Origin of the sequence: Streptococcus infantis, assembly GCF_047465525.1 — a bacterium.
Lineage (GTDB): Bacteria > Bacillota > Bacilli > Lactobacillales > Streptococcaceae > Streptococcus > Streptococcus infantis_R.
Genome location: NZ_JASGZS010000018.1, coordinates 23,887 through 44,009 on the forward strand (window position 1 = coordinate 23,887; position 20,123 = coordinate 44,009).

Annotated in this window: 20 protein-coding genes and 1 tRNA gene; 17 read left to right on the plus strand and 4 right to left on the minus strand. The window is 39.8% G+C overall.

What is annotated here, in order from left to right; translation table 11 throughout:
- Nucleotides 1–14 precede the first annotated feature (14 nt).
- The 7 genes from QM374_RS07440 (at nucleotide 15) to QM374_RS07470 (ending at nucleotide 4,900) form a co-directional block, all read left to right on the plus strand.
- The gene (locus QM374_RS07440) at nucleotides 15–425 is read left to right on the plus strand and encodes a GNAT family N-acetyltransferase (RefSeq protein WP_414311338.1); all 411 of its coding nucleotides are present in this window, start codon (nucleotides 15–17) and stop codon (nucleotides 423–425) included.
- A 52-nt stretch (nucleotides 426–477) separates the two neighbouring features.
- Nucleotides 478–1,074 (plus strand): HAD family hydrolase, encoded by a 597-nt coding sequence (locus QM374_RS07445; protein WP_414311339.1) that lies wholly within the window; start codon nucleotides 478–480, stop codon nucleotides 1,072–1,074.
- Nucleotides 1,075–1,223: 149 nt separating this feature from the next.
- Nucleotides 1,224–1,433 (plus strand): helix-turn-helix transcriptional regulator, encoded by a 210-nt coding sequence (locus QM374_RS07450; protein WP_001107501.1) that lies wholly within the window; start codon nucleotides 1,224–1,226, stop codon nucleotides 1,431–1,433.
- Nucleotides 1,423–1,911 (plus strand): DUF6773 family protein, encoded by a 489-nt coding sequence (locus QM374_RS07455; protein WP_414311340.1) that lies wholly within the window; start codon nucleotides 1,423–1,425, stop codon nucleotides 1,909–1,911. The genes QM374_RS07450 and QM374_RS07455 overlap by 11 nt, the downstream gene beginning before the upstream one ends.
- A 107-nt stretch (nucleotides 1,912–2,018) precedes the next feature.
- On the plus strand, nucleotides 2,019–3,479 hold the full coding sequence (locus QM374_RS07460; protein ID WP_414311341.1) for a nicotinate phosphoribosyltransferase: 1,461 nt from the start codon (nucleotides 2,019–2,021) through the stop codon (nucleotides 3,477–3,479).
- Nucleotides 3,476–4,300 carry an ammonia-dependent NAD(+) synthetase gene (gene nadE, locus QM374_RS07465; RefSeq protein WP_414311342.1) on the plus strand — a complete coding sequence of 275 codons (825 nt, stop codon included), beginning with the start codon at nucleotides 3,476–3,478 and terminating at the stop codon, nucleotides 4,298–4,300. Before QM374_RS07460 ends, nadE begins: the two co-directional genes overlap by 4 nt.
- Nucleotides 4,301–4,357: 57 nt before the next feature.
- A complete protein-coding gene (locus tag QM374_RS07470; protein ID WP_414311343.1) occupies nucleotides 4,358–4,900 on the plus strand; it encodes a GNAT family N-acetyltransferase in 543 nt (180 codons plus the stop codon).
- A 46-nt stretch (nucleotides 4,901–4,946) separates the two neighbouring features.
- On the opposite strand, the gene QM374_RS07475 is transcribed toward QM374_RS07470, so the two are convergent.
- The 4 genes from QM374_RS07475 to QM374_RS07490 all read right to left on the minus strand — a co-directional run bounded on the left by QM374_RS07475 (nucleotide 4,947) and on the right by QM374_RS07490 (nucleotide 9,672).
- Entirely contained in the window at nucleotides 4,947–6,029 is a 1,083-nt protein-coding gene (locus QM374_RS07475) for a M24 family metallopeptidase (protein WP_414311344.1), read from the minus strand.
- 115 nt (nucleotides 6,030–6,144) lie between these two features.
- On the minus strand, nucleotides 6,145–6,927 hold the full coding sequence (gene gatD / locus QM374_RS07480; protein ID WP_414311345.1) for a lipid II isoglutaminyl synthase subunit GatD: 783 nt from the start codon (nucleotides 6,925–6,927) through the stop codon (nucleotides 6,145–6,147).
- Nucleotides 6,927–8,270 (minus strand): lipid II isoglutaminyl synthase subunit MurT, encoded by a 1,344-nt coding sequence (gene murT, locus QM374_RS07485; RefSeq protein WP_414311346.1) that lies wholly within the window; start codon nucleotides 8,268–8,270, stop codon nucleotides 6,927–6,929. The genes gatD and murT overlap by 1 nt, the downstream gene beginning before the upstream one ends.
- 85 nt (nucleotides 8,271–8,355) lie before the next feature.
- On the minus strand, nucleotides 8,356–9,672 hold the full coding sequence (locus QM374_RS07490) for an FAD-containing oxidoreductase (RefSeq protein ID WP_414311347.1): 1,317 nt from the start codon (nucleotides 9,670–9,672) through the stop codon (nucleotides 8,356–8,358).
- A 341-nt stretch (nucleotides 9,673–10,013) separates the two neighbouring features.
- Here QM374_RS07490 and QM374_RS07495 point away from each other — a divergent pair, with 341 nt between their 5' ends.
- From QM374_RS07495 to QM374_RS07540, 10 genes are all read left to right on the plus strand, one after another.
- A complete protein-coding gene (locus tag QM374_RS07495; protein ID WP_414311348.1) occupies nucleotides 10,014–11,588 on the plus strand; it encodes a DEAD/DEAH box helicase in 1,575 nt (524 codons plus the stop codon).
- Between the two features lie 256 nt (nucleotides 11,589–11,844).
- On the plus strand, nucleotides 11,845–12,633 hold the full coding sequence (gene codY / locus QM374_RS07500; protein WP_000940738.1) for a GTP-sensing pleiotropic transcriptional regulator CodY: 789 nt from the start codon (nucleotides 11,845–11,847) through the stop codon (nucleotides 12,631–12,633).
- Nucleotides 12,633–13,208: a cysteine hydrolase family protein gene (locus QM374_RS07505; RefSeq protein WP_414311349.1), complete on the plus strand. Its 576-nt coding sequence runs from the start codon at nucleotides 12,633–12,635 to the stop codon at nucleotides 13,206–13,208. The genes codY and QM374_RS07505 overlap by 1 nt, the downstream gene beginning before the upstream one ends.
- 81 nt (nucleotides 13,209–13,289) lie before the next feature.
- Nucleotides 13,290–13,375: transfer RNA gene (locus tag QM374_RS07510), tRNA-Leu, on the plus strand.
- Between the two features lie 133 nt (nucleotides 13,376–13,508).
- Nucleotides 13,509–14,786, plus strand: a complete 1,278-nt coding sequence (locus tag QM374_RS07515) for an ABC transporter permease (RefSeq protein WP_414311350.1) — start codon at nucleotides 13,509–13,511, stop codon at nucleotides 14,784–14,786.
- A gap of 13 nt (nucleotides 14,787–14,799) precedes the next feature.
- The gene (gene vex2 / locus QM374_RS07520; RefSeq protein WP_414311351.1) at nucleotides 14,800–15,447 is read left to right on the plus strand and encodes an ABC transporter ATP-binding subunit Vex2; all 648 of its coding nucleotides are present in this window, start codon (nucleotides 14,800–14,802) and stop codon (nucleotides 15,445–15,447) included.
- Nucleotides 15,448–15,494: 47 nt separating this feature from the next.
- Nucleotides 15,495–16,874, plus strand: coding sequence for an ABC transporter permease subunit Vex3 (gene vex3, locus QM374_RS07525; RefSeq protein WP_414311352.1), 1,380 nt, complete (start codon nucleotides 15,495–15,497; stop codon nucleotides 16,872–16,874).
- Nucleotides 16,875–16,944: 70 nt separating this feature from the next.
- Entirely contained in the window at nucleotides 16,945–17,601 is a 657-nt protein-coding gene (gene vncR / locus QM374_RS07530) for a response regulator transcription factor VncR (RefSeq protein WP_414311353.1), read from the plus strand.
- Nucleotides 17,598–18,920 carry a sensor histidine kinase VncS gene (vncS, locus tag QM374_RS07535; protein WP_414311354.1) on the plus strand — a complete coding sequence of 441 codons (1,323 nt, stop codon included), beginning with the start codon at nucleotides 17,598–17,600 and terminating at the stop codon, nucleotides 18,918–18,920. The genes vncR and vncS overlap by 4 nt, the downstream gene beginning before the upstream one ends.
- Nucleotides 18,921–19,064: 144 nt before the next feature.
- The gene (locus QM374_RS07540; protein ID WP_001019005.1) at nucleotides 19,065–19,946 is read left to right on the plus strand and encodes a class II fructose-bisphosphate aldolase; all 882 of its coding nucleotides are present in this window, start codon (nucleotides 19,065–19,067) and stop codon (nucleotides 19,944–19,946) included.
- Nucleotides 19,947–20,123: the final 177 nt, after the last annotated feature.

A 20,123-nucleotide genomic window follows, 5' to 3' on the forward strand; every position in this document is an offset into this window, starting at 1 on the left:
TGGAGGAGGTTTTGATGCACATTAGATTGGAGAATACAGAGTCTCAGAAAGCGCAAGAAATAGGCGATTTGATTCGCTCTTATAATCGTTCTAAAAGGGAAGCAGCTGAAAGTGAGCCACTTAATCTGTATATCGAAGATGAACAAGGTGAACTCATGGCTGGTTTAGTAGCAGAGACCTTTGGAAATTGGTTAGAAATTGAGTATTTATTTGTGAAAGAGGAGTTTCGAGGACAAGGAATCGGCTCCCAACTATTGCAGCAAGCAGAGAGTGAAGCTAAAAAGAGAAACTGTCGCTTTGCTTTTGTAAATACTTATCAATTTCAAGCGCCAGCCTTTTATCAGAAGTATGGCTACAAGGAAGTTTTTACATTGAAGGATTATCCATACACTGGAAAAAGACATTATTATCAAAAAGATTTATAAACAGACATTGGACACTTAAAGAGATTGTTCACATAATGATGGAGGTAGGTTGATGGATATCATACTGGATATGGGTAATGTTCTACTGGAATGGAACAAGGATAAGATTTTACGAGGTGTGGTAAAAACAGAGAAGGATTATCTAATTTTAGACAAGGCTATTTTCCAGTCGGGGCTCTGGGAACGATTGGACTTGGGGACCTTGACTCGAGAAGAATTGGTTGATAAGGTTCTTTCCCTATTAGGAGATTGCTATCAGAAAAAGGTTGAAGAAGTCATTTGGAACTGGCCTGCCTATATCGATATTTACACGGAAGTCTTTCCGCTTCTTGCACGTTTAAAGGAAAAAGGCCATCGTATTTTTGTCCTATCTAATACCTCACCAGTTTTTTATGAATTATTGAAAAATCAACTAGCACCTCTTGAAAAGATTTTAGATGGGTTCGTTCTTTCCTGTGATATCAAGGCTATCAAACCTGATCAAAAAATGTTTGAAGAAATTCTCCGTAAATATCAGCTGGACCCAGCAAATTGTGTCTTTCTTGATGATATAGCAGACAACACTAAGATAGCTGAAAGCCTAGGCATCAAAGCCTATCAAGTCAAACAGAGAAGTGACGTTGTAGATATTTTGAAAAAATTTGAATAAGCAGAAAACTCTCTATCATTTAGCTGATAGAGAGTTTTTTGTTAAAAAAATCGCGCAAAATGACAGATATATATTGCATAATGTAAAATATATGATATAATGAACTTAGAAAGAAGCGCAACTTTTTAAAATTATAAAGGAGGTAAGAAGTGGCTAAGAATTTAAAATTAAAACTTGCTCGAGTAGAGCTTGATATGACACAAGGTGACTTGGCAGAAGCTGTAGGTGTGACTAGACAGACTATCGGCTTGATAGAAGCTGGGAAATATAATCCTAGTCTCTCCCTTTGCCAGTCCATTTGCAGATGCTTAGGCAAAACTTTAGACCAATTATTTTGGGAGGAAGAAGATGAAAAATAAATTTTATTATTATCAATTATTAGATGAAAGAGAAGAGCAACAACTTCATAAAGCTGGTGCAGAGAGTTTTCATATTTCTATCGGATTATTGTTTCTAGTTTGTTTCATATCAGTGTTAGCACCAAGCATTTTTAATCCTAGCATGCTTCTCGCTATTATTATAATAGGGAATTTTTACTTTATCAATCGTGCTCGAAGTCTAGGTGTGACCTACTATAGTCGTTTTCATTTTACAATTTTAGGTTGCCTATTATTAACTCTAGTGATTACAGCTACCTTGATGCTACAGAACTACCAGTTCAATATCGAAATTTATCAGCACAACTCTCTACATATTAAGTATATTTATGCATGGGTCATTACATATCTCCTTTATTTTTCTTGGGTCTTTATTGGAAACTTAGGTTTGAAAAGTTATGGTGCATGGGCTCAGAAAAAATTTGAGCAAGACATGGATGAACTGGAGAGTGGAGAATAGCTTGTTACTCTTTTCTCAATCCAGCTAAAATGTGATATAATAGTACTAATTTATGAGAAAAGAAGAAACATTTTCATCTTTTTACAAATAGGGAAGAAGGACAGTATATGTACCCAGATGATAGTTTAACTTTGCACACAGATTTGTATCAGATTAACATGATGCAGGTTTACTTCGACCAAGGCATTCATAACAAGAAAGCGGTTTTTGAAGTTTATTTCCGCCAACAACCTTTCAAAAACGGTTATGCTGTTTTTGCAGGTTTGGAACGAATTGTGAAATACCTTGAAAATTTGCGTTTTTCGGATAGCGATATTGCTTATTTGGAGTCACTTGGTTATCATGGTGCCTTCTTGAAATATCTCCGTAATCTCAAGTTGGAATTGACTGTACGTTCTGCTCAAGAAGGGGATTTGGTCTTTGCTAATGAACCAATCGTTCAAGTGGAAGGTCCTTTGGCTCAGTGTCAATTGGTTGAAACAGCTCTCTTGAACATCGTCAACTTTCAAACCTTGATTGCGACCAAGGCAGCTCGTATTCGTTCGGTCATCGATGATGAACCGTTGATGGAGTTTGGTACACGTCGTGCGCAAGAAATGGATGCAGCTATCTGGGGAACTCGTGCTGCTGTCATTGGTGGTGCCAATGGAACTAGTAATGTACGTGCTGGTAAGCTCTTCGGTATTCCTGTTCTAGGGACTCATGCTCACGCCTTGGTACAAGTCTATGGCAATGATTATCAGGCTTTCAAGGCTTATGCCTCAACTCACAAAAACTGTGTATTCCTAGTGGATACCTATGATACTCTTCGTATCGGTGTTCCAGCAGCGATTCAGGTTGCGCGTGAACTTGGTGACAAGATTAATTTCCTTGGTGTCCGTATTGACTCTGGAGATATCGCCTATATTTCTAAAAAAGTTCGTCAACAACTGGACGAGGCAGGATTTACTGATGCTAAGATTTATGCATCAAATGACCTTGATGAGAATACCATCCTTAACCTCAAGATGCAAAAAGCTAAGATAGACGTCTGGGGTGTAGGAACTAAGCTCATTACAGCCTATGACCAACCAGCACTTGGAGCAGTTTACAAGGTTGTTGCCATCGAAGATGAGAATGGTCATATGCGCAATACCATTAAACTTTCAAACAATGCAGAGAAGGTTTCAACACCAGGTAAGAAACAAGTTTGGCGCATCACCAGTCGTGAAAAAGGCAAGTCAGAAGGTGATTACATTACTTATGATGGTGTAGATGTTGCTAGCATGACTGAAATCAAAATGTTCCATCCAACCTATACTTACATCAAGAAAACCGTCCGTAATTTTGATGCTGTTCCTCTCTTGGTAGACATTTTCAAGGAAGGTAAACTGGTTTATGACTTGCCAAGTCTGCCTGAAATTCAAACCTATGCTCGTAAGGAATTTGATAAGCTTTGGGATGAATACAAACGTGTACTAAATCCACAACATTACCCTGTCGACTTGGCTCGTGATGTATGGCAAGACAAGATGGACTTGATTGATAAAATGCGTAAGGAAGCTCTGGGTGAAGGAGAAGAAGAATGAGTTTGCAAGAGGACATTATCCAGCAACTAGGTGTAAAACCAGTGATTGATGCCCAGGAAGAAATCCGTCGTTCGATTGACTTTTTGAAAAGATACTTGAAAAAACATCCTTTTTTAAAAACATTTGTCTTAGGAATTTCTGGAGGTCAAGACTCGACCTTAGCAGGACGCTTGGCACAATTAGCCATGGAAGAAATGCGAGCAGAAACAGGTGATGATAGTTATAAATTTATCGCTGTTCGCCTCCCTTATGGAGTGCAAGCTGACGAGGATGATGCTCAAAAAGCCCTAGCATTTATTCAGCCAGATGTGAGTTTGGTCGTTAATATCAAGGAGTCTGCTGATGCTATGACAGTAGCAGTAGAAGCAACAGGCAGTCCTGTTTCCGATTTTAACAAAGGAAATATCAAGGCTCGTAGTCGTATGATTGCCCAATATGCTCTTGCAGGTGCTCATAGCGGAGCTGTTATCGGGACAGACCATGCTGCGGAAAATATCACAGGTTTCTTTACTAAATTTGGTGACGGTGGTGCAGATATTCTCCCACTTTATCGCCTCAATAAACGCCAAGGAAAACAACTTTTGAAGGAGCTTGGAGCTGATCCAGCCCTCTATGAAAAAGTTCCAACGGCAGATTTGGAAGAAGAAAAACCAGGTATTGCAGACGAAGTAGCCTTGGGAGTCACTTACAATGAAATTGATGATTACCTCGAAGGCAAACAAGTAAGCCCAGAAGCCCAAACAACCATTGAAAAATGGTGGTACAAAGGCCAACACAAACGCCACCTACCAATCACAGTGTTTGATACGTTTTGGGAGTAAAAAAGTCCGGGGGACTTTTTTAGCCCGAGCCTGAAAATAAAAAAGCGAGGTTGAATTATGAAATCCATAGGTACAAAGACATTACATACTGAACGGTTGCTATTGCGACGCTTTTGTGAAACTGATGCTCAAGCCATGTTTGATAATTGGGCTTCACGCTCAGAAAATCTGACCTATGTGACTTGGGATCCACATCTGAATGTTGAACAGACTCAAAATTCTATTGGCAATTGGGTAAAATCCTATGACGATCCAGATTATTACAAATGGGCTATTTGTCTCAAAGAAAATCTAGACCACGTCATTGGAGATATTAGTCTTGTCAGTGTGGATGAAGAAAACTCTAGCTGTGAGATCGGATATATCTTAGGGATGGACTACTGGGGACGAGGACTCATGACAGAAGCTTTAAAAGCTGTCTTATCATACTGTTTAGATGAGATTGGATTTGAAGAGGTTGATGCTTGCTATGTAAGTCTAAACCCAGCATCTGGTCGTGTTATGGAAAAGGTGGGTATGACTTTTTGGAAGACGATCCCAAATGCAGTTGAACGAAAAGGTTATAGAGCTGATAAAATTTATTATCAAATCAAAAAATAAGATGGAAAAGAATAACTTTTCCATCTTATTTTTTATAATTTACTTTTTAATCAAAATAAAGCAAATCTTTGCTGGTGCTTGTAAAGAGGTCGAAACCATCCTTCGTTACAACACCGCAGTCTTCGATGCGGACACCGACTTTACCAGGGATATAGATACCAGGTTCAACTGAGAAGCACATACCTTCTTCGATAATCATGTCGTTTCCTTCCATGATTGAAGGGAATTCGTGGACATCCATACCGATACCATGACCGAGACGGTGGTTGAAGTACTCACCATAACCTGCTTTTTCGATAACTTCACGGGCAGCACGGTCTATTTCATGCGCAGTGACACCAGGTTTGATAAAGTCAAGGGCAGCTTGTTGAGCTTCAAGAGTCAAGTTATAAATATCTTTCTTGAATTGGTCAGGTTTACCGACAGCAACTGTACGAGTCATATCTGATGCATAACCATTCACTATGACACCGAGGTCAAAGAGGAGAAGGGCATCATTTTCAACCTTGTTAGCTCCAGGAATACCATGAGGATTTGCGGCGTTATCACCTGTTAAGACCATGGTATCAAAGCTCATTTCATAGCCTTCACGTTTCATAGCGAAGTCGATTTGCGCAATGATATCTGTTTCGGTATTGTCAAGAGAAATATTATCAAAACCAACTTTGACAGACTTGTCGGCGTAAACACCTGCAACCATCATCTTTTGCACTTCGTCTGCTGACTTGATCAAGCGCATGCGTTGGATCAATGGAGTCAAGTTTTCAAATTCCGCAGTTTCAAAGACAGATCTTAAACCGTGGTATTTAGTCAAGATGAGATTATCAAACTCAACTGCGACACGTTTGAAATCAAGCTGTGGTAAGGCATTTTGGATTTTCTTCCAAGGGTTTTCAGAGTCCACATAACCAACAACTGGAAAAGAGACAGTGCTTGTTGCGCGCTCAACCTCAAGGGCTGGAACAAAGAGAAGTGGTTCCTGGTCTGCAAGGACAAAGAGGAACATTTGGCGTTCGTGTGGATCACTGTAAAAACCAGTGAGGTAATTGATAGTGACGGGGTCAGATACGACTGCGACGTCTAGCTTTTCTGATTCAAGATATGTTAGGATTTGTTGTAATTTAGACATAAGCTACCTTCTTTCTACCCCTCTATTTTTGCAAAAAACAGCAGAAAATGCAAGGGAGAAGGGGAAAAGAGCCTAAAAAAATTCCAACAGCTAATAGCATGTTGGAATCTAAATATTAGTTAAAATCTGCCTTGCTTTTAACATCACCATATTCTTCCGCAACTTCTTGGCTGAGAATATCTTCGTAAGCTGGAAGGACAAGGTCCTGACCGTATTTCTTTTTGAGGGCAAGAGTTACTAAGCGATAAGCGAGATTAGCATTGCGGGAGAGGATAGGTCCGTGGAAGTAAGAACCGAAAACATTTTTATAGTGAACACCTTCACCGACCTTTTCTTCGTTGTTTCCATTTCCATAGACAACCTGTCCCAGCGGTTTTTGGTCATCTGAGAGGAAGGTACGGCCTTGATGATTTTCAAATCCATAGTAGGTTTCATCGAATTCTTCATTATGAATTTTAATATCACCGATGAAGCGGTTGTTGGTTTGGTTGAGTGTATAGTGTCCCATAACACCCAAGCCTTCGATGCGTCTTCCTGAAGCTTCGATATAGTATTGACCCAATAGTTGGAAGCCACCGCAGATAGCCAGGACAACACCATCATTTTGGATAAAGTTGTCGATATTTTCTTTTTTAGCAGGCAAATCACCAGCAATGATACTTTGTTCAAAGTCTTGGCCACCACCGAAAAAAGCGATATCGTAATGATTTTCATCGAAATCATCGTGGAGAGAAACGATGTCAACTGTTACGTGAGCACCCAGCTTTTCAGCCACATACTTGAGCATGAGGATATTTCCATTATCCCCGTAGGTATTCATGAGATTGCCATAGAGGTGGGCAATATTTAGCTGGTAAGGATAGTTGCCGTCTTTTGAGGAAAGTGAAGTATAAACCATTAGTTCATCTCCTTTCTAACAAGTTGACGATTGGCTAGTAGTTCTCGGAATTCCAGCATAGCAGTGTAGGTCGCAAGGATGTAAGCATGTTTACAATCTTGGGCTTCAATCGTTTTAAGAACTTGTTCCAGACTACTTGTTTCAGTGATTTTATCAGCTGGGTAGCCAGTCACTCGAAGACGACGAGCAATTTCAGAATGACGAACGCCACCGGCGTTTATTTCTGGGATATCCATGTCAGTAACTTGTTCAAAATCAGCATCCCAAATCCAGCTGGTATCAATCCCGTCAGCATAGTTGGCATTGAGGAGAACAGAAAGACTAAATGGATAAGGAGCGAGTTTAATCATTTCAATGGCTTGTGTTGCACCGACAGGATTTTTGATGAGAACCAGTGTACATTCCTTATCACCGATATGGAACGTTTCTTGGCGCCCAAAAACTGCACGACTCTTGTCAAATCCTTGTTTAATCAGTTGAGAATCAGCTCCGAGGTAACGGGCGATAGCAACTGCAGCCAGAGCATTATAGATGTTGTAGAGTCCACCGATTTGAATACCATATTCCTGTCCGTCGATAACAAATCGCGAACGATTATTGGTCAACTCAACCAATTCCGTCAAACGGTAGTCCAAGTCAGGTCGTTTACATCCACAGTTTTCGCAGATATAAGCTCCTAAGTTGGCATAAGTATTAAGCTCATATTTCAAAATACTTTGACAGTCAGGACAGAGAATACCTTCAGTATTGTAGTGAGCAAGCTTTGCTGGACCTTTTTCCGTATCAAAGCCAAAATACTGAACAGGATTTGGAATTGCAGGCTTGTAGAAAAGCGGACTATCACCGTTCAGCAGAACAGTAGCAGTAGGAACTTTTCGAATAGCGTCCAAAATCATCTTGTAGGTCGTATAAATCTCACCGTAGCGATCCATTTGATCGCGGAAAATATTGGTGATAACGAAAAGACTAGGCTGGATGTAGTCACAGATACGTGAGAGACTAGCTTCGTCGATTTCAAGAACTGCAATATTTTTTCCCGTTTTTGAAGATTTGGCTGTCAAGAAGGTAGTTGTAATCCCTGTGATCATGTTGGCACCACTTGGATTGGTCAGAACTTGACCATAAATTTCTTTAAGGATACCGACCGTGAGAGCGGTCGTCAAGGTTTTCCCATTGGTACCAGTTACTACAACAATTTCGTAGTTCTTCGCTAAATGTTGTAAAATATCTTTATCAAATTGAAGGGCAAGTTTTCCAGGCAGCGTACTTCCACGTCCAAGACGACTCAAAATAAAGTGAGAAGAACGCCCAGCAAGAAGGCCCAAAGCAGTTTTTAATTTCATGTTTCTATTATATCATAAAAGCTGAAAAAGACAGATTTGAGATTTTAGAAAAAGAAAAACAGCCCAAGGAGGCTGCTTGATAAAACTAAATCGCAAACAAGTCATTCAAGTTTTCAGCCAAGGTTGGGTGAGTGAAGATTTGTTTTGTGAAGTAAGTGTATGGAATCTTGTTGTCCATTGCAACAGTGATGATGTTGATGATTTCTTGTGAACCTTCAGAGAAGATAGTTGCGCCAAGAATTTCTTTTGTTTCAGTATTGACAACAGCTTTGAAGGCACCACGAAGGTCTCCATTTACATGACCACGAGGCATTGCTGCAACAGGGATTTCCTTGACAGCGTATGGAAGTTTCAAATCAGCTGCTTGGCTTTCAGTCAGACCAACTTGTGAAAGTGCAGGTGTGATGAACATAGTGTTTGGTACATTGAGACGGTCTTCAAGTGTGTAGCTGCCATCGCCAGCAAGGTAGCTATAAACAACACGGAAGTCATCGAGTGAAATGTAAGTGAATTGAAGGCCGCCGTTGACATCTCCAACTGCAAAGACACCAGGAACGTTTGTTTGACAATGTTTGTCTACTTTAATGGCACCACGCTCAGTTAGTTTAATATCTGTATTTTCAAGTTGAAGTGGTTCTACATTTGGTTTACGTCCAGTTGCGTAGAGAAGGGCATCGAAACGGTAGGTTTCATTCTCTGTCACGACAAGAACTTGGTCACCATCGTTTTTGATTTCAGTAGTATGGATATTTTGAAGGAGTTCAATGCCGTCTTCTTCCATGTATTGTTTAGCAAGAGCAGCAATAGAAGGTTCTGCGCGAGGTAGGAAAGTATCTAGAGCATCTAGGACTGTTACCTTGCTTCCAAGTTTATTGTAGAGACCAGCAAATTCAAGACCGATATTTCCACCACCAAGGATTCCGAGTTTTTCTGGTAATTGTTCCAAGTTTTGGATACCAGTTGAATCAAAGACATTCTTGCCAGTAGATAGTCCTGGAATAGGCAAAACGTTTGAAACAGCACCAGTGTTGATGACGATTGTTTCAGCAGTCAGTTCTTGTTTTTCGTCACCAGCTTGGATTTCGATGACTTTATTAGAAACAAAGTGAGCTTCAGCATCAAAGATATCTACGCCTGTACCTGCTACAGTAGCATAGTTTTTACCATTGAGGCGTGTAGTAACCGTATTTTTAGTAGCCATGACTTGATCAAATGACAAGTCTTTTTCAGCAGCAACTAACAAGGTTTTAGTTGGGATACAACCGATATTGATACAAGTACCGCCGTACATCGCCTTACTACGTTCGATAAGGGCAACTTTTTTACCAGCTGAAGCTAGTTTTCCAGCAAGCGTCTTGCCTGCCTTACCAAATCCTATTACAATTAAATCGTATGTTAACATTTTTATTCCTCCTATTCGATTTTCATTCTAGCACAAGAAAAAAACTTTTGCACAAATCTGCTACGGAAAATAATTTCAGAAATCAAAAACTCAAACGAGTTCTTTTCAGAGTTAATTCTGATCGAAAGAAAATCGTTTACATGATTTAATCAAGTGGTTAGACTATCTTTTGGCCCTCTCTTGTGTTATACTAGATAAGTTGCAAAGAAAGCTGTACTTTTCTTTAGTGGAAAAGAAGCAACACGATCTTTCATAAAAGCAATGAAAGTACGTCATGACAAGAAAAGTATAAACTAAGCGCTATAGGATGGCTTCGCACCATCTTTAGAAAGAAGAATAACGTGAAATTTAATGAATTTAATCTTTCTGCCGATTTGTTAGCAGAAATCGAAAAAGCAGGATTTGTAGAAGCAAGTCCTATCCAAGAGCAAACCATTCCCTTGGCCCTTGAAGGCAAGGATGTTATCGGTCAAGCTCAGACTGGTACAGGAAAAACTGCAGCCTTTGGCTTGCCAACCCTTGAAAAAATTCGTACAGAAGAAGGGACCATTCAAGCCTTGGTCATCGCTCCAACTCGTGAACTAGCTGTCCAAAGTCAAGAGGAACTCTTCCGCTTTGGTCGTAGTAAGGGAGTCAAAGTCCGCTCAGTATATGGCGGCTCAAGCATTGAAAAACAAATTAAGGCTCTTAAATCTGGTGCCCATATCGTGGTGGGAACTCCAGGTCGTCTCTTAGATTTGATCAAACGCAAGGCCTTGAAATTACAAGATATTGAAACACTTATCCTTGACGAAGCGGATGAAATGCTCAACATGGGATTCCTTGAAGATATCGAAGCGATTATTTCTCGTGTCCCTGAAAACCGTCAAACTTTGCTTTTTTCAGCAACTATGCCAGATGCCATCAAACGTATCGGTGTTCAGTTTATGAAAGAACCTGAGCATGTCAAGATTGCTGCCAAGGAATTGACAACAGAATTGGTTGACCAATACTATCTCCGTGTTAAGGAGCAAGAAAAATTTGATACCATGACTCGTCTCATGGATGTGGAGCAACCAGAACTTGCTATCGTATTTGGTCGTACCAAACGTCGTGTTGATGAATTGACTCGTGGTCTTAAAATCCGTGGTTTCCGTGCAGAAGGAATTCATGGTGACCTAGACCAAAATAAACGTCTTCGTGTCCTTCGTGACTTTAAAAATGGCAATCTTGATGTTTTGGTTGCGACAGACGTTGCTGCGCGTGGTTTGGATATTTCAGGTGTGACCCATGTCTATAATTACGATATTCCACAAGATCCTGAAAGTTATGTTCACCGTATCGGTCGTACAGGTCGTGCTGGTAAGTCAGGTCAATCTATTACTTTTGTTGCTCCAAATGAAATGGGCTACCTTCAAATTATTGAAAACTTGACTAAGAAACGCATGAAAGGTCTTAAACCTGCAAGTGCAGAAGAAGCCTTCCAAGCTAAAAAACAGGTAGCTCTCAAGAAAATCGAACGTGATTTTGCAGATGAAACCATTCGTGGCAACTTTGAGAAATTTGGCAAGGATGCTCGTCAATTGGCCTCAGAATTCAGTCCAGAAGAATTGGCAATGTATATCTTGAGTCTGACTGTTCAAGATCCAGATAGCCTTCCAGAAGTGGAGATTGCGCGTGAAAAACCACTACCATTTAAACCATCAGGTAATGGCTTCGGTGGTAAAGCTAAGGGAGGTCGTGGAGGCCGTCGTGGGGACGACCGTCGAGACCGTGATCGCCGTGGCAATGGTCGCCGTGATGATTTCAAAAAAGGAAGTCGTGGCAATGATCGTTTTGATAAGGAAAAACGTTATCGTAAGGATAATAAAAAACCACGCAATACTTCAAGTGAAAAGCAAACAGGCTTTGTTATTCGTAACAAGGGCGATAAATAAGAAAAAGCGGTTCAAAATGAATCGCTTTTTTTATATAAGGAGACCGAATGGAAAAGAAAGATAAATAAAATAGATATATTATCTTCTTGTAATATTATAATACACAAAAATAGGGAGCTTGTCAATAGAAAATAAGAAATTTAATTAAAAATATTCTTGTTTTTTCAAATTGCAATTAAATAAGCAATTTTCAGATAATAATTGAAAATTCAAGCTGTTTATGTTATAATGAGAGCGATTAAATTCGAGGTGAAAAATGGCACATTTATTAGAAAAGACTAGAAAAATTACTTCTATCCTGAAGCGCTCGGAGGAGCAGTTGCAGGAAGAACTTCCCTACAATGCGATTACACGTCAATTAGCAGATATTATTGATTGTAATGCTTGTATTGTCAATAGTAAGGGACGTCTCCTTGGCTATTTTATGCGTTACAAAACCAATACAGATCGTGTAGAGCAATTCTTCCAAACTAAGATTTTCCCTGATGACTACATTCAAGGTGCGAACATGATCTACGATACAGAAGCCAATCTGACAGTTGATCATGATTTGAGTATTTTCCCTGTAGAAAGTCGTGCCGACTTTCCAGATGGTTTGACGACTATTGCACCGATTCATGTATCAGGGATTCGACTAGGTTCTTTGATTATTTGGCGCAATGATAAAAAATTCGAAGATGAGGACTTGATCCTTGTTGAGATTGCGAGTACCGTTGTTGGGATTCAACTCCTCAACTTCCAGCGCGAAGAAGATGAGAAAAATATCCGTCGCCGTACTGCTGTCACCATGGCGGTTAATACCCTTTCTTATTCCGAACTTCGTGCTGTTTCAGCCATTTTAGGGGAATTAAATGGAAATGAAGGGCAGTTGACTGCGTCTGTGATTGCAGACCGTATCGGAATCACCCGTTCTGTGATTGTCAATGCCCTTCGTAAACTTGAATCTGCGGGGATTATTGAAAGTCGCTCACTTGGAATGAAGGGAACCTATCTTAAGGTCTTGATTTCAGATATTTTTGAAGAAGTGAAGAAAAGAGATTACTAATGACTAAGGCTTTGATTTCGATTGATTATACAGAAGATTTTGTTGCTGATAGTGGAAAATTGACAGCAGGCGCTCCAGCTCAAGCTATTTCGGATGCAATTGGCAAGGTGACTCGACTAGCTTTTGAACGAGGGGATTACATCTTCTTTACCATCGATGCTCACGAAGAAAATGATTGTTTCCATCCAGAAAGTAAGCTATTTCCTCCTCACAATTTGATTGGGACTAGTGGACGGAATTTATACGGAGATTTGGGGACCTTTTATCAAGAGCATGGTTCAGACAATCGTGTCTTTTGGATGGATAAACGCCATTACTCAGCTTTTTCAGGGACTGACCTGGATATTCGTTTGAGAGAGCGTCGCGTATCTACAGTTATCTTAACAGGAGTCTTGACGGATATCTGTGTCTTACATACAGCTATAGATGCCTATAATCTAGGTTATGACATCGAGATTGTTAAACCAGCTGTTGCTTCCATCTGGCCTGAAAATCACCAGTTTGCACTTGGACATTTTAAGAATACATTAGGAGCGAAACTCCTTGATGAAAACCTAGTTGAAATCAAAGAATAATGTATTCAAAAAATCTGAAAAAAATCTGAAAAAAGTGTTGACAAAGTTATTGAAAGTTGATATACTAGTAAAGTAATCGACGCGGGGATGGCGGAATTGGCAGACGCGCAGGACTAAGGATCCTGTGACCGCTTTAGGTCGTGAGGGTTCAAGTCCCTCTCTCCGCATAGGAAAAGAGTTAGCTTCGGCTAGCTCTTTATTTTTATATAAACAAGGGCAAAGATTTTGCTCTTTTTTTGTGATTTCATAAACATTTCATATTTGAATATTATAATGGTTTTACAAATATGGAGGTGCTATATGAATCCCACTCAAAGAGCTTGGGCTTACGTCAGCAGAAAACGACTGAGAAGTCTCATTTTATTCTTGATTCTATTTGTCTTATTGGCTGGAATATCGGCTTGTTTGACGCTCATGAAGTCCAACAAAACAGTAGAAAATAATCTCTATCGCTCACTGAATACGTCTTTTTCTATTAAAAGAATAGAAGCAGATCAGACCTTTCAACTGTCTCAACTAGATGACCTTAAAAAGATAAAGGATCTTGAGGAGATTTCTCCAGAGCTTGAGACAATAGCTAAGTTGACTGACAAAGAAGTCGTCACTGGAGAGCAAAGTATCCAAAGGGATGATTTGACAGAGGCTGAAAAAAATCTTATCAGTTTGATTGCATTAGAAGACTCTTCCAAGGATGTTTCTTTTACAAGTTCCGCCTTTACCCTTAAAGAAGGAAGACATATCGAAAAAGGGGATAGTAAAAAAATCTTAATCCACGAAGATTTAGCCAAGAAAAACAATCTAAAAGTAGGAGATCAGATAAGCTTAAATCCTAGTCAAGTTGAAGGAAATAGTGGACAAAGGCTAAACTATGAAATCGTAGGTATTTTCTCAGGTAAGAAGCAAGAGAAATTTACCGGTCTTTCGTCAGATTTTAGTGAAAACACGGTCTATACAGACTACGAAAGTAGCCAAACTCTTCTTGGAAATAAGGAAGCTCAAGTTACTGCCGCTCGTTTCTATCTAGAAAATCCAAAAGATATGGACAGCATCATTCAAGAGGTTGAAAAGTTATCCCTAGAAACTAAAGGTTACCAAGTTGAAAAGGAAAATAAGGCTTTTGAACAAATCAAGGATTCAGTTTCGACCTTCCAAACCTTCTTACAAATTTTCCTCTATGGCATTATGATTGCTGGTGTAGGAGCGCTGATCTTGGTCTTGTCACTTTGGTTACGAGAGCGAGTCTACGAGGTTGGTATTTTATTGGCACTAGGTAAGGGAAAAGGAGCAATCTTTAGCCAATTCTGCCTGGAAGTCATCATAGTTTCATTGGCATCTATTCTGCCGGCATTTGTGGCTGGGAATGCCATTACTTCCTATCTCTTGAAGACTGTACTAGCAAGTGGTGACCAAGCTGCACTACAAGATACGCTAGCAAAAGCAACGAACCTTTCAACAAGTCTTCTATCATTTGGAGAATCTTATATCTTCCTACTTATCATCAGCTGCTTGTCAGTTGCACTTTGTTTCCTATTTTTATTTAGAAAATCACCGAAAGAAATTTTATCATCCATCAGTTAATAAAGGAGAAATCATGACTTTACTACAATTACAAGATCTTACTTATCGTTACAAGAACACTGCAGAAGCTGTATTATATAAAATCAATTACGATTTTGAACCAGGCAAGTTTTATAGTATTATCGGAGAATCAGGAGCTGGGAAGTCAACACTCTTGTCTCTCTTAGCAGGACTTGATAGCCCAGTCGAAGGAGCTATCCTATTCGAAGGCAAGGATATTCGTGAACAAGAATATTCTTATCATCGCATGCACCATATCTCGCTAGTTTTTCAAAACTATAACCTCATTGATTATCTTTCTCCATTGGAAAATATCCGTTTGGTTAATAAAAAAGCTAGCAAGGATACCCTTCTTGAACTTGGTTTAGATGAAAGTCAGATCAAGCGAAATGTTCTTCAATTATCAGGTGGGCAGCAACAACGTGTGGCCATTGCTCGTAGCCTTGTATCTGAAGCACCAGTGATTTTAGCCGATGAACCAACAGGAAATCTGGATCCTAAGACTGCTGGAGATATCATCGAACTCCTCAAATCTCTTGCTGAGAAAACAGGCAAGTGTGTGATTGTTGTGACCCACAGTAAGGAAGTAGCACAGGCGTCAGATATTACACTGGAATTGAAGGATAAAAAGCTGACTGAAACAAGAAAAAATAGTAACTAAAACTTTTAAACATATTAAAAAGCGAAGTAAGTCTAGAAAGGAATCTTATGTTACACAACGCATTTGCCTATGTCACAAGAAAATTTTTTAAGTCGCTTGTGATCTTTCTTATCATTCTCTTGATGGCTAGTTTGAGTTTGGTCGGCTTATCAATCAAGGGTGCGACAGCCAAGGCTTCTCAAGAAACCTTTAAAAATATCACCAATAGTTTCTCCATGCAAATCAATCGTAGAGTTAACCAAGGAACTCCACGTGGTGCAGGGAATATCAAGGGTGAAGATATCAAAAAAATTACCGAGAATAAGGCCATTGAATCCTACATCAAACGGATCAACGCTATCGGTGATTTGACAGGCTATGAATTGATTGAGACACCTGAAACCAAGAAAAATCTAACGGCAGATCGAGCTCAACGTTTTGGAAGTAGCTTGATGATAACAGGTGTCAATGACTCTTCTAAGGAAGATAAGTTTGTATCAGGCTCTTACAAACTGGTCGAAGGCGAGCATTTAACAAACGACGACAAATACCAAATTCTTATGCACAAAGACTTGGCTGCTAAACACGGTTGGAAGGTAGGAGACAAGGTCAAACTGAACTCCAATATCTACGATGCCGATAATGAAAAAGGAGCCAAGGAAACAGTAGAAGTAACGATCAAAGGACTTTTTGATGGACATAACAAATCTGCTGTAACCTACTCACAAGAACTTTATGAGAATACAGCTATCACAGATATTCACACAGCTGCCCAGCTCTATGGTTATACAGAAGATACAGCTATCTATGGAGATGCTACATTCTTTGTAGCTGGGGATAAGAACCTCGATACAGTCATGCAAGAATTAGGTTCTATCAATGGTATCAACTGGAAGATGTATAGCTTAATCAAGAGTTCATCTAACTATCCTGCCCTTGAACAATCCATCTCAGGCATGTACAAGATGGCTAATCTGCTCTTCTGGGGTAGTTTAGGCTTCGCAGTTCTCCTACTTGGTCTATTACTGACACTTTGGATTAATGCTCGTCGTAAAGAAGTGGGAATTCTCCTTTCCATTGGTCTTAAACAAGCAAGCATTCTGGGTCAATTTATTACAGAAGCAGTAATGATTGCTATTCCAGCTCTCATTTCAGCCTATTTCCTAGCTAATTACACAGCTCGTGCTATTGGGAACACAGTTCTTGCAAATGTCACATCAGATGTGGCTAAGCAGGCAAGTAAGGCAGCCCAAGCTTCCAATCTTGGTGGTGGTGCAGAAGTTGACGGCTTTAGCAAGACACTTTCAAGTCTGGATATTTCTATTCAACCTTCGGACTTTGCCATCATCTTTGTACTTGGATTAGTTCTAGTGGTACTAGTTATGGCACTTGCTTCAAGCAATCTCCTCTTTAAACAACCAAAAGAACTCTTGTTGGATGGTGAATAAAAAACCTGCTACCTATTCTCACTCAAATGAGATATAATATAGGTAGCATTTTTGATAGAAAAGGATTTATATGAAAATTCTAATTGTAGAAGATGAAGACATGATCCGTGAGGGAATTAGTGATTATTTGGCGGAGTGTGGCTATGAAACCATTCAGGCTGCAGATGGTCAAGAAGCCTTAGAACAATTTTCAAATCACCAAGTAGCTCTGGTTCTCTTAGATATCCAAATGCCGAAACTCAATGGTTTAGAGGTCTTGTCAGAAATTCGTAAGACCAGCCAAGTTCCGGTCTTGATGTTGACAGCTTTTCAGGATGAAGAGTATAAGATGAGTGCCTTTGCTGCATTAGCAGATGGTTATTTGGAAAAGCCTTTTTCTCTATCTTTGTTAAAAGTACGAGTGGATGCCATCTTTAAACGTTATTATGATACTGGTCGTATTTTTACCTATAGAGACACTCAGGTAGACTTTGACAGTTATAGCGCCAAAGTAGCTGGACAAGAAGTTGCAGTGAATGCAAAAGAACTGGAAATTTTAGACTATCTGGTCAAAAATGAAGGACGTGCCTTGACTCGGTCGCAGATTATCGATGCTGTATGGAAGATGACAGATGAGGTTCCTTTTGACAGAGTGATCGATGTCTATATCAAGGAACTACGGAAAAAATTAGATTTAGACTGTATTCTTACCGTGCGCAATGTTGGTTATAAATTGGAGAGAAAATGAGACGTTCAGGTTTATTTAAAAAAATTTTTATCTATACCTTCTCGGTATTTTCTACCTTGGTCATTTGTTTGCATTTGGCCATCTACTTCCTCTTTCCATCAACTTATCTCAGTCACCGTCAGGAAAGTATCGGACAGAGGGCAACAGAAATTGCCCAGTCTCTCCAAGGCAAAGATAGTCAAGCTATTCAGGAAGTCCTTGAACTTTATTCTAAAAGCAGTGATATTAAGGGAGCTGTTAAGGGAGAAATGACTCAGGATAAGTTGGAAGTCAATGATAATCTTCCCATTGATAAACAACGACAAACGGCCTCCTTGGTTATTGAGGAAAGAGAAGTTCAAACCAAGGATGGTCAGACGATGACCTTGCAGTTTTTAGCATCTATGGATTTGCAGAAAGAAGCAGAAAACATCAGTCTACAATTTCTACCCTATACTCTATTAGCTTCCTTTCTGATTTCACTCCTGATTGCTTATATCTATGCGAGAACAATCGTAGCTCCGATATTGGAAATCAAACGAGTGACTCGACGGATGATGGATTTGGATGCAGAAGTGAGGTTGCGCGTGGATTCTAAGGATGAAATTGGCGATCTTAAAGAACAAATCAACAGCCTTTATCAGCATCTCTTGACTGTGATTGCAGATTTGCATGAGAAGAATGAAGCTATTCTCCAGCTGGAAAAGATGAAGGTTGAGTTTTTACGAGGAGCTTCCCACGAACTGAAAACACCTCTAGCTAGTCTAAAGATTCTTCTGGAGAATATGCAAGCCAATATCGGACGTTATAAAGATCGTGACCATTATCTGGGAGTTTCTTTGGGTATTGTGGATGATTTAAGTCACCATGTCCAGCAAATCCTATCTCTTTCTTCGGTACAGGAATTGCGAGATAAGAAGGAAGAAATCAATCTTCTAGATATGACCAATCTCCTATTGAAGGACTATGATTTGTTAGCCAAGGAGAGAAAAGTCTCAGTAGAGAACCAGCTAACTGATCAGCACGTTTATCTAAATCCTTCAGTACTCAAGCTGATTCTTTCCAATCTTATCAGTAATGCTGTGAAACACTCTGTTCAAGGAGGCTATCTAAAAATTGGAGCAAAAGATGGTTGGGTTTTCATTGAGAACGCCTGTACACCTGAGGAGCAAGATAAGTTTGAACAATCCTTTACGGTTTCTGGTCGACAAAGTAAGGGAGCTGGATTGGGACTTTTCGTAGTTAAAAGTTTATTGGAAAACGAAGAAATTGACTATCGCTTTGAAAGACATGCTGATCACTTGGTATTTTACATGAACCTGCCTGAGAACAAGGATTAGACAAAGAGGGAAAAGGTTTACATATCTGAAAATAGAAGAAATTCAATCGAAACTACGGGAAAAACTAGCTTTTTTTGCTAAAAAGTGATAAAATGAACAATGTAAATGGGATGTCCCATAAAAATATACAGGAGGCCTGATAAAATGGCAATCGTTTCAGCAGAAAAATTTGTCCAAGCAGCTCGTGACAACGGTTATGCAGTTGGTGGATTTAACACAAACAACCTTGAGTGGACTCAAGCAATCTTGCGCGCAGCAGAAGCTAAAAAAGCTCCAGTTTTGATCCAAACTTCAATGGGTGCTGCTAAATACATGGGTGGTTACAAAGTTGCTCGCAACTTGATCGCTAACCTTGTTGAATCAATGGGTATCACTGTACCAGTAGCTATCCACCTTGACCACGGTCACTATGAAGATGCACTTGAGTGTATTCAAGTTGGTTATACTTCAGTTATGTTTGACGGTTCACACCTTCCAGTTGAAGAAAACCTTGAAAAAGCTCGTAAAGTTGTAGAATTTGCTCACGCAAATGGTGTATCAGTAGAAGCTGAAGTTGGAACTATCGGTGGTGAAGAAGACGGAATCATCGGTGATGGTGAATTGGCTCCAATTGAAGACGCTAAAGCAATGGTTGCAACTGGTATCGACTTCTTGGCAGCTGGTATCGGTAACATCCACGGTCCTTACCCAGCAAACTGGAAAGGTCTTCACCTTGACCACTTGCAAAAATTGACTGAAGCTGTACCAGGATTCCCAATCGTATTGCACGGTGGATCAGGTATTCCTGATGACCAAATCCAAGCAGCTATCAAACTTGGTGTTGCTAAAGTTAACGTTAACACTGAATGCCAAATCGCATTCGCTAACGCAACTCGTAAATTTGCTCGTGACTACGAAGCAAACGAAGCAGAATACGATAAGAAGAAACTCTTCGACCCACGTAAATTCTTGGCTGACGGTGTAAAAGCTATCCAAGCATCAGTTGAAGAACGTATCGACGTATTCGGTTCAGAAGGTAAAGCTTAATTTAGCTGAATAATATAGATGAAACCTGCCTGTGAAGGTGGGTTTTTTTGTTATGTGACTTTCAGTCCGTCTCGCTCCGTTAGGTGCGAGACAAAAAAACCACCCGCTATGCGGGTGCGCATCGAAGGTTATACCAAAAAACTCCAAACGCGATACAATTAAGGTGTTCAAGCCAAT

Coding starts and splice junctions, on each gene's coding strand:
- QM374_RS07445 (WP_414311339.1), top strand. CDS start 478: ATGGATATCATACTGGATATGGGTAATGTTCTACTGGAATGGAACAAG.
- vncS (WP_414311354.1), top strand. CDS start 17,598: ATGAGACGTTCAGGTTTATTTAAAAAAATTTTTATCTATACCTTCTCG.
- QM374_RS07515 (WP_414311350.1), top strand. CDS start 13,509: ATGAATCCCACTCAAAGAGCTTGGGCTTACGTCAGCAGAAAACGACTG.
- QM374_RS07460 (WP_414311341.1), top strand. CDS start 2,019: ATGTACCCAGATGATAGTTTAACTTTGCACACAGATTTGTATCAGATT.
- vncR (WP_414311353.1), top strand. CDS start 16,945: ATGAAAATTCTAATTGTAGAAGATGAAGACATGATCCGTGAGGGAATT.
- QM374_RS07475 (WP_414311344.1), bottom strand. CDS start 6,029: ATGTCTAAATTACAACAAATCCTAACATATCTTGAATCAGAAAAGCTA.
- QM374_RS07455 (WP_414311340.1), top strand. CDS start 1,423: ATGAAAAATAAATTTTATTATTATCAATTATTAGATGAAAGAGAAGAG.
- QM374_RS07440 (WP_414311338.1), top strand. CDS start 15: ATGCACATTAGATTGGAGAATACAGAGTCTCAGAAAGCGCAAGAAATA.
- murT (WP_414311346.1), bottom strand. CDS start 8,270: ATGAAATTAAAAACTGCTTTGGGCCTTCTTGCTGGGCGTTCTTCTCAC.
- gatD (WP_414311345.1), bottom strand. CDS start 6,927: ATGGTTTATACTTCACTTTCCTCAAAAGACGGCAACTATCCTTACCAG.
- nadE (WP_414311342.1), top strand. CDS start 3,476: ATGAGTTTGCAAGAGGACATTATCCAGCAACTAGGTGTAAAACCAGTG.
- vex2 (WP_414311351.1), top strand. CDS start 14,800: ATGACTTTACTACAATTACAAGATCTTACTTATCGTTACAAGAACACT.
- vex3 (WP_414311352.1), top strand. CDS start 15,495: ATGTTACACAACGCATTTGCCTATGTCACAAGAAAATTTTTTAAGTCG.
- QM374_RS07490 (WP_414311347.1), bottom strand. CDS start 9,672: ATGTTAACATACGATTTAATTGTAATAGGATTTGGTAAGGCAGGCAAG.
- QM374_RS07505 (WP_414311349.1), top strand. CDS start 12,633: ATGACTAAGGCTTTGATTTCGATTGATTATACAGAAGATTTTGTTGCT.
- codY (WP_000940738.1), top strand. CDS start 11,845: ATGGCACATTTATTAGAAAAGACTAGAAAAATTACTTCTATCCTGAAG.
- QM374_RS07540 (WP_001019005.1), top strand. CDS start 19,065: ATGGCAATCGTTTCAGCAGAAAAATTTGTCCAAGCAGCTCGTGACAAC.
- QM374_RS07470 (WP_414311343.1), top strand. CDS start 4,358: ATGAAATCCATAGGTACAAAGACATTACATACTGAACGGTTGCTATTG.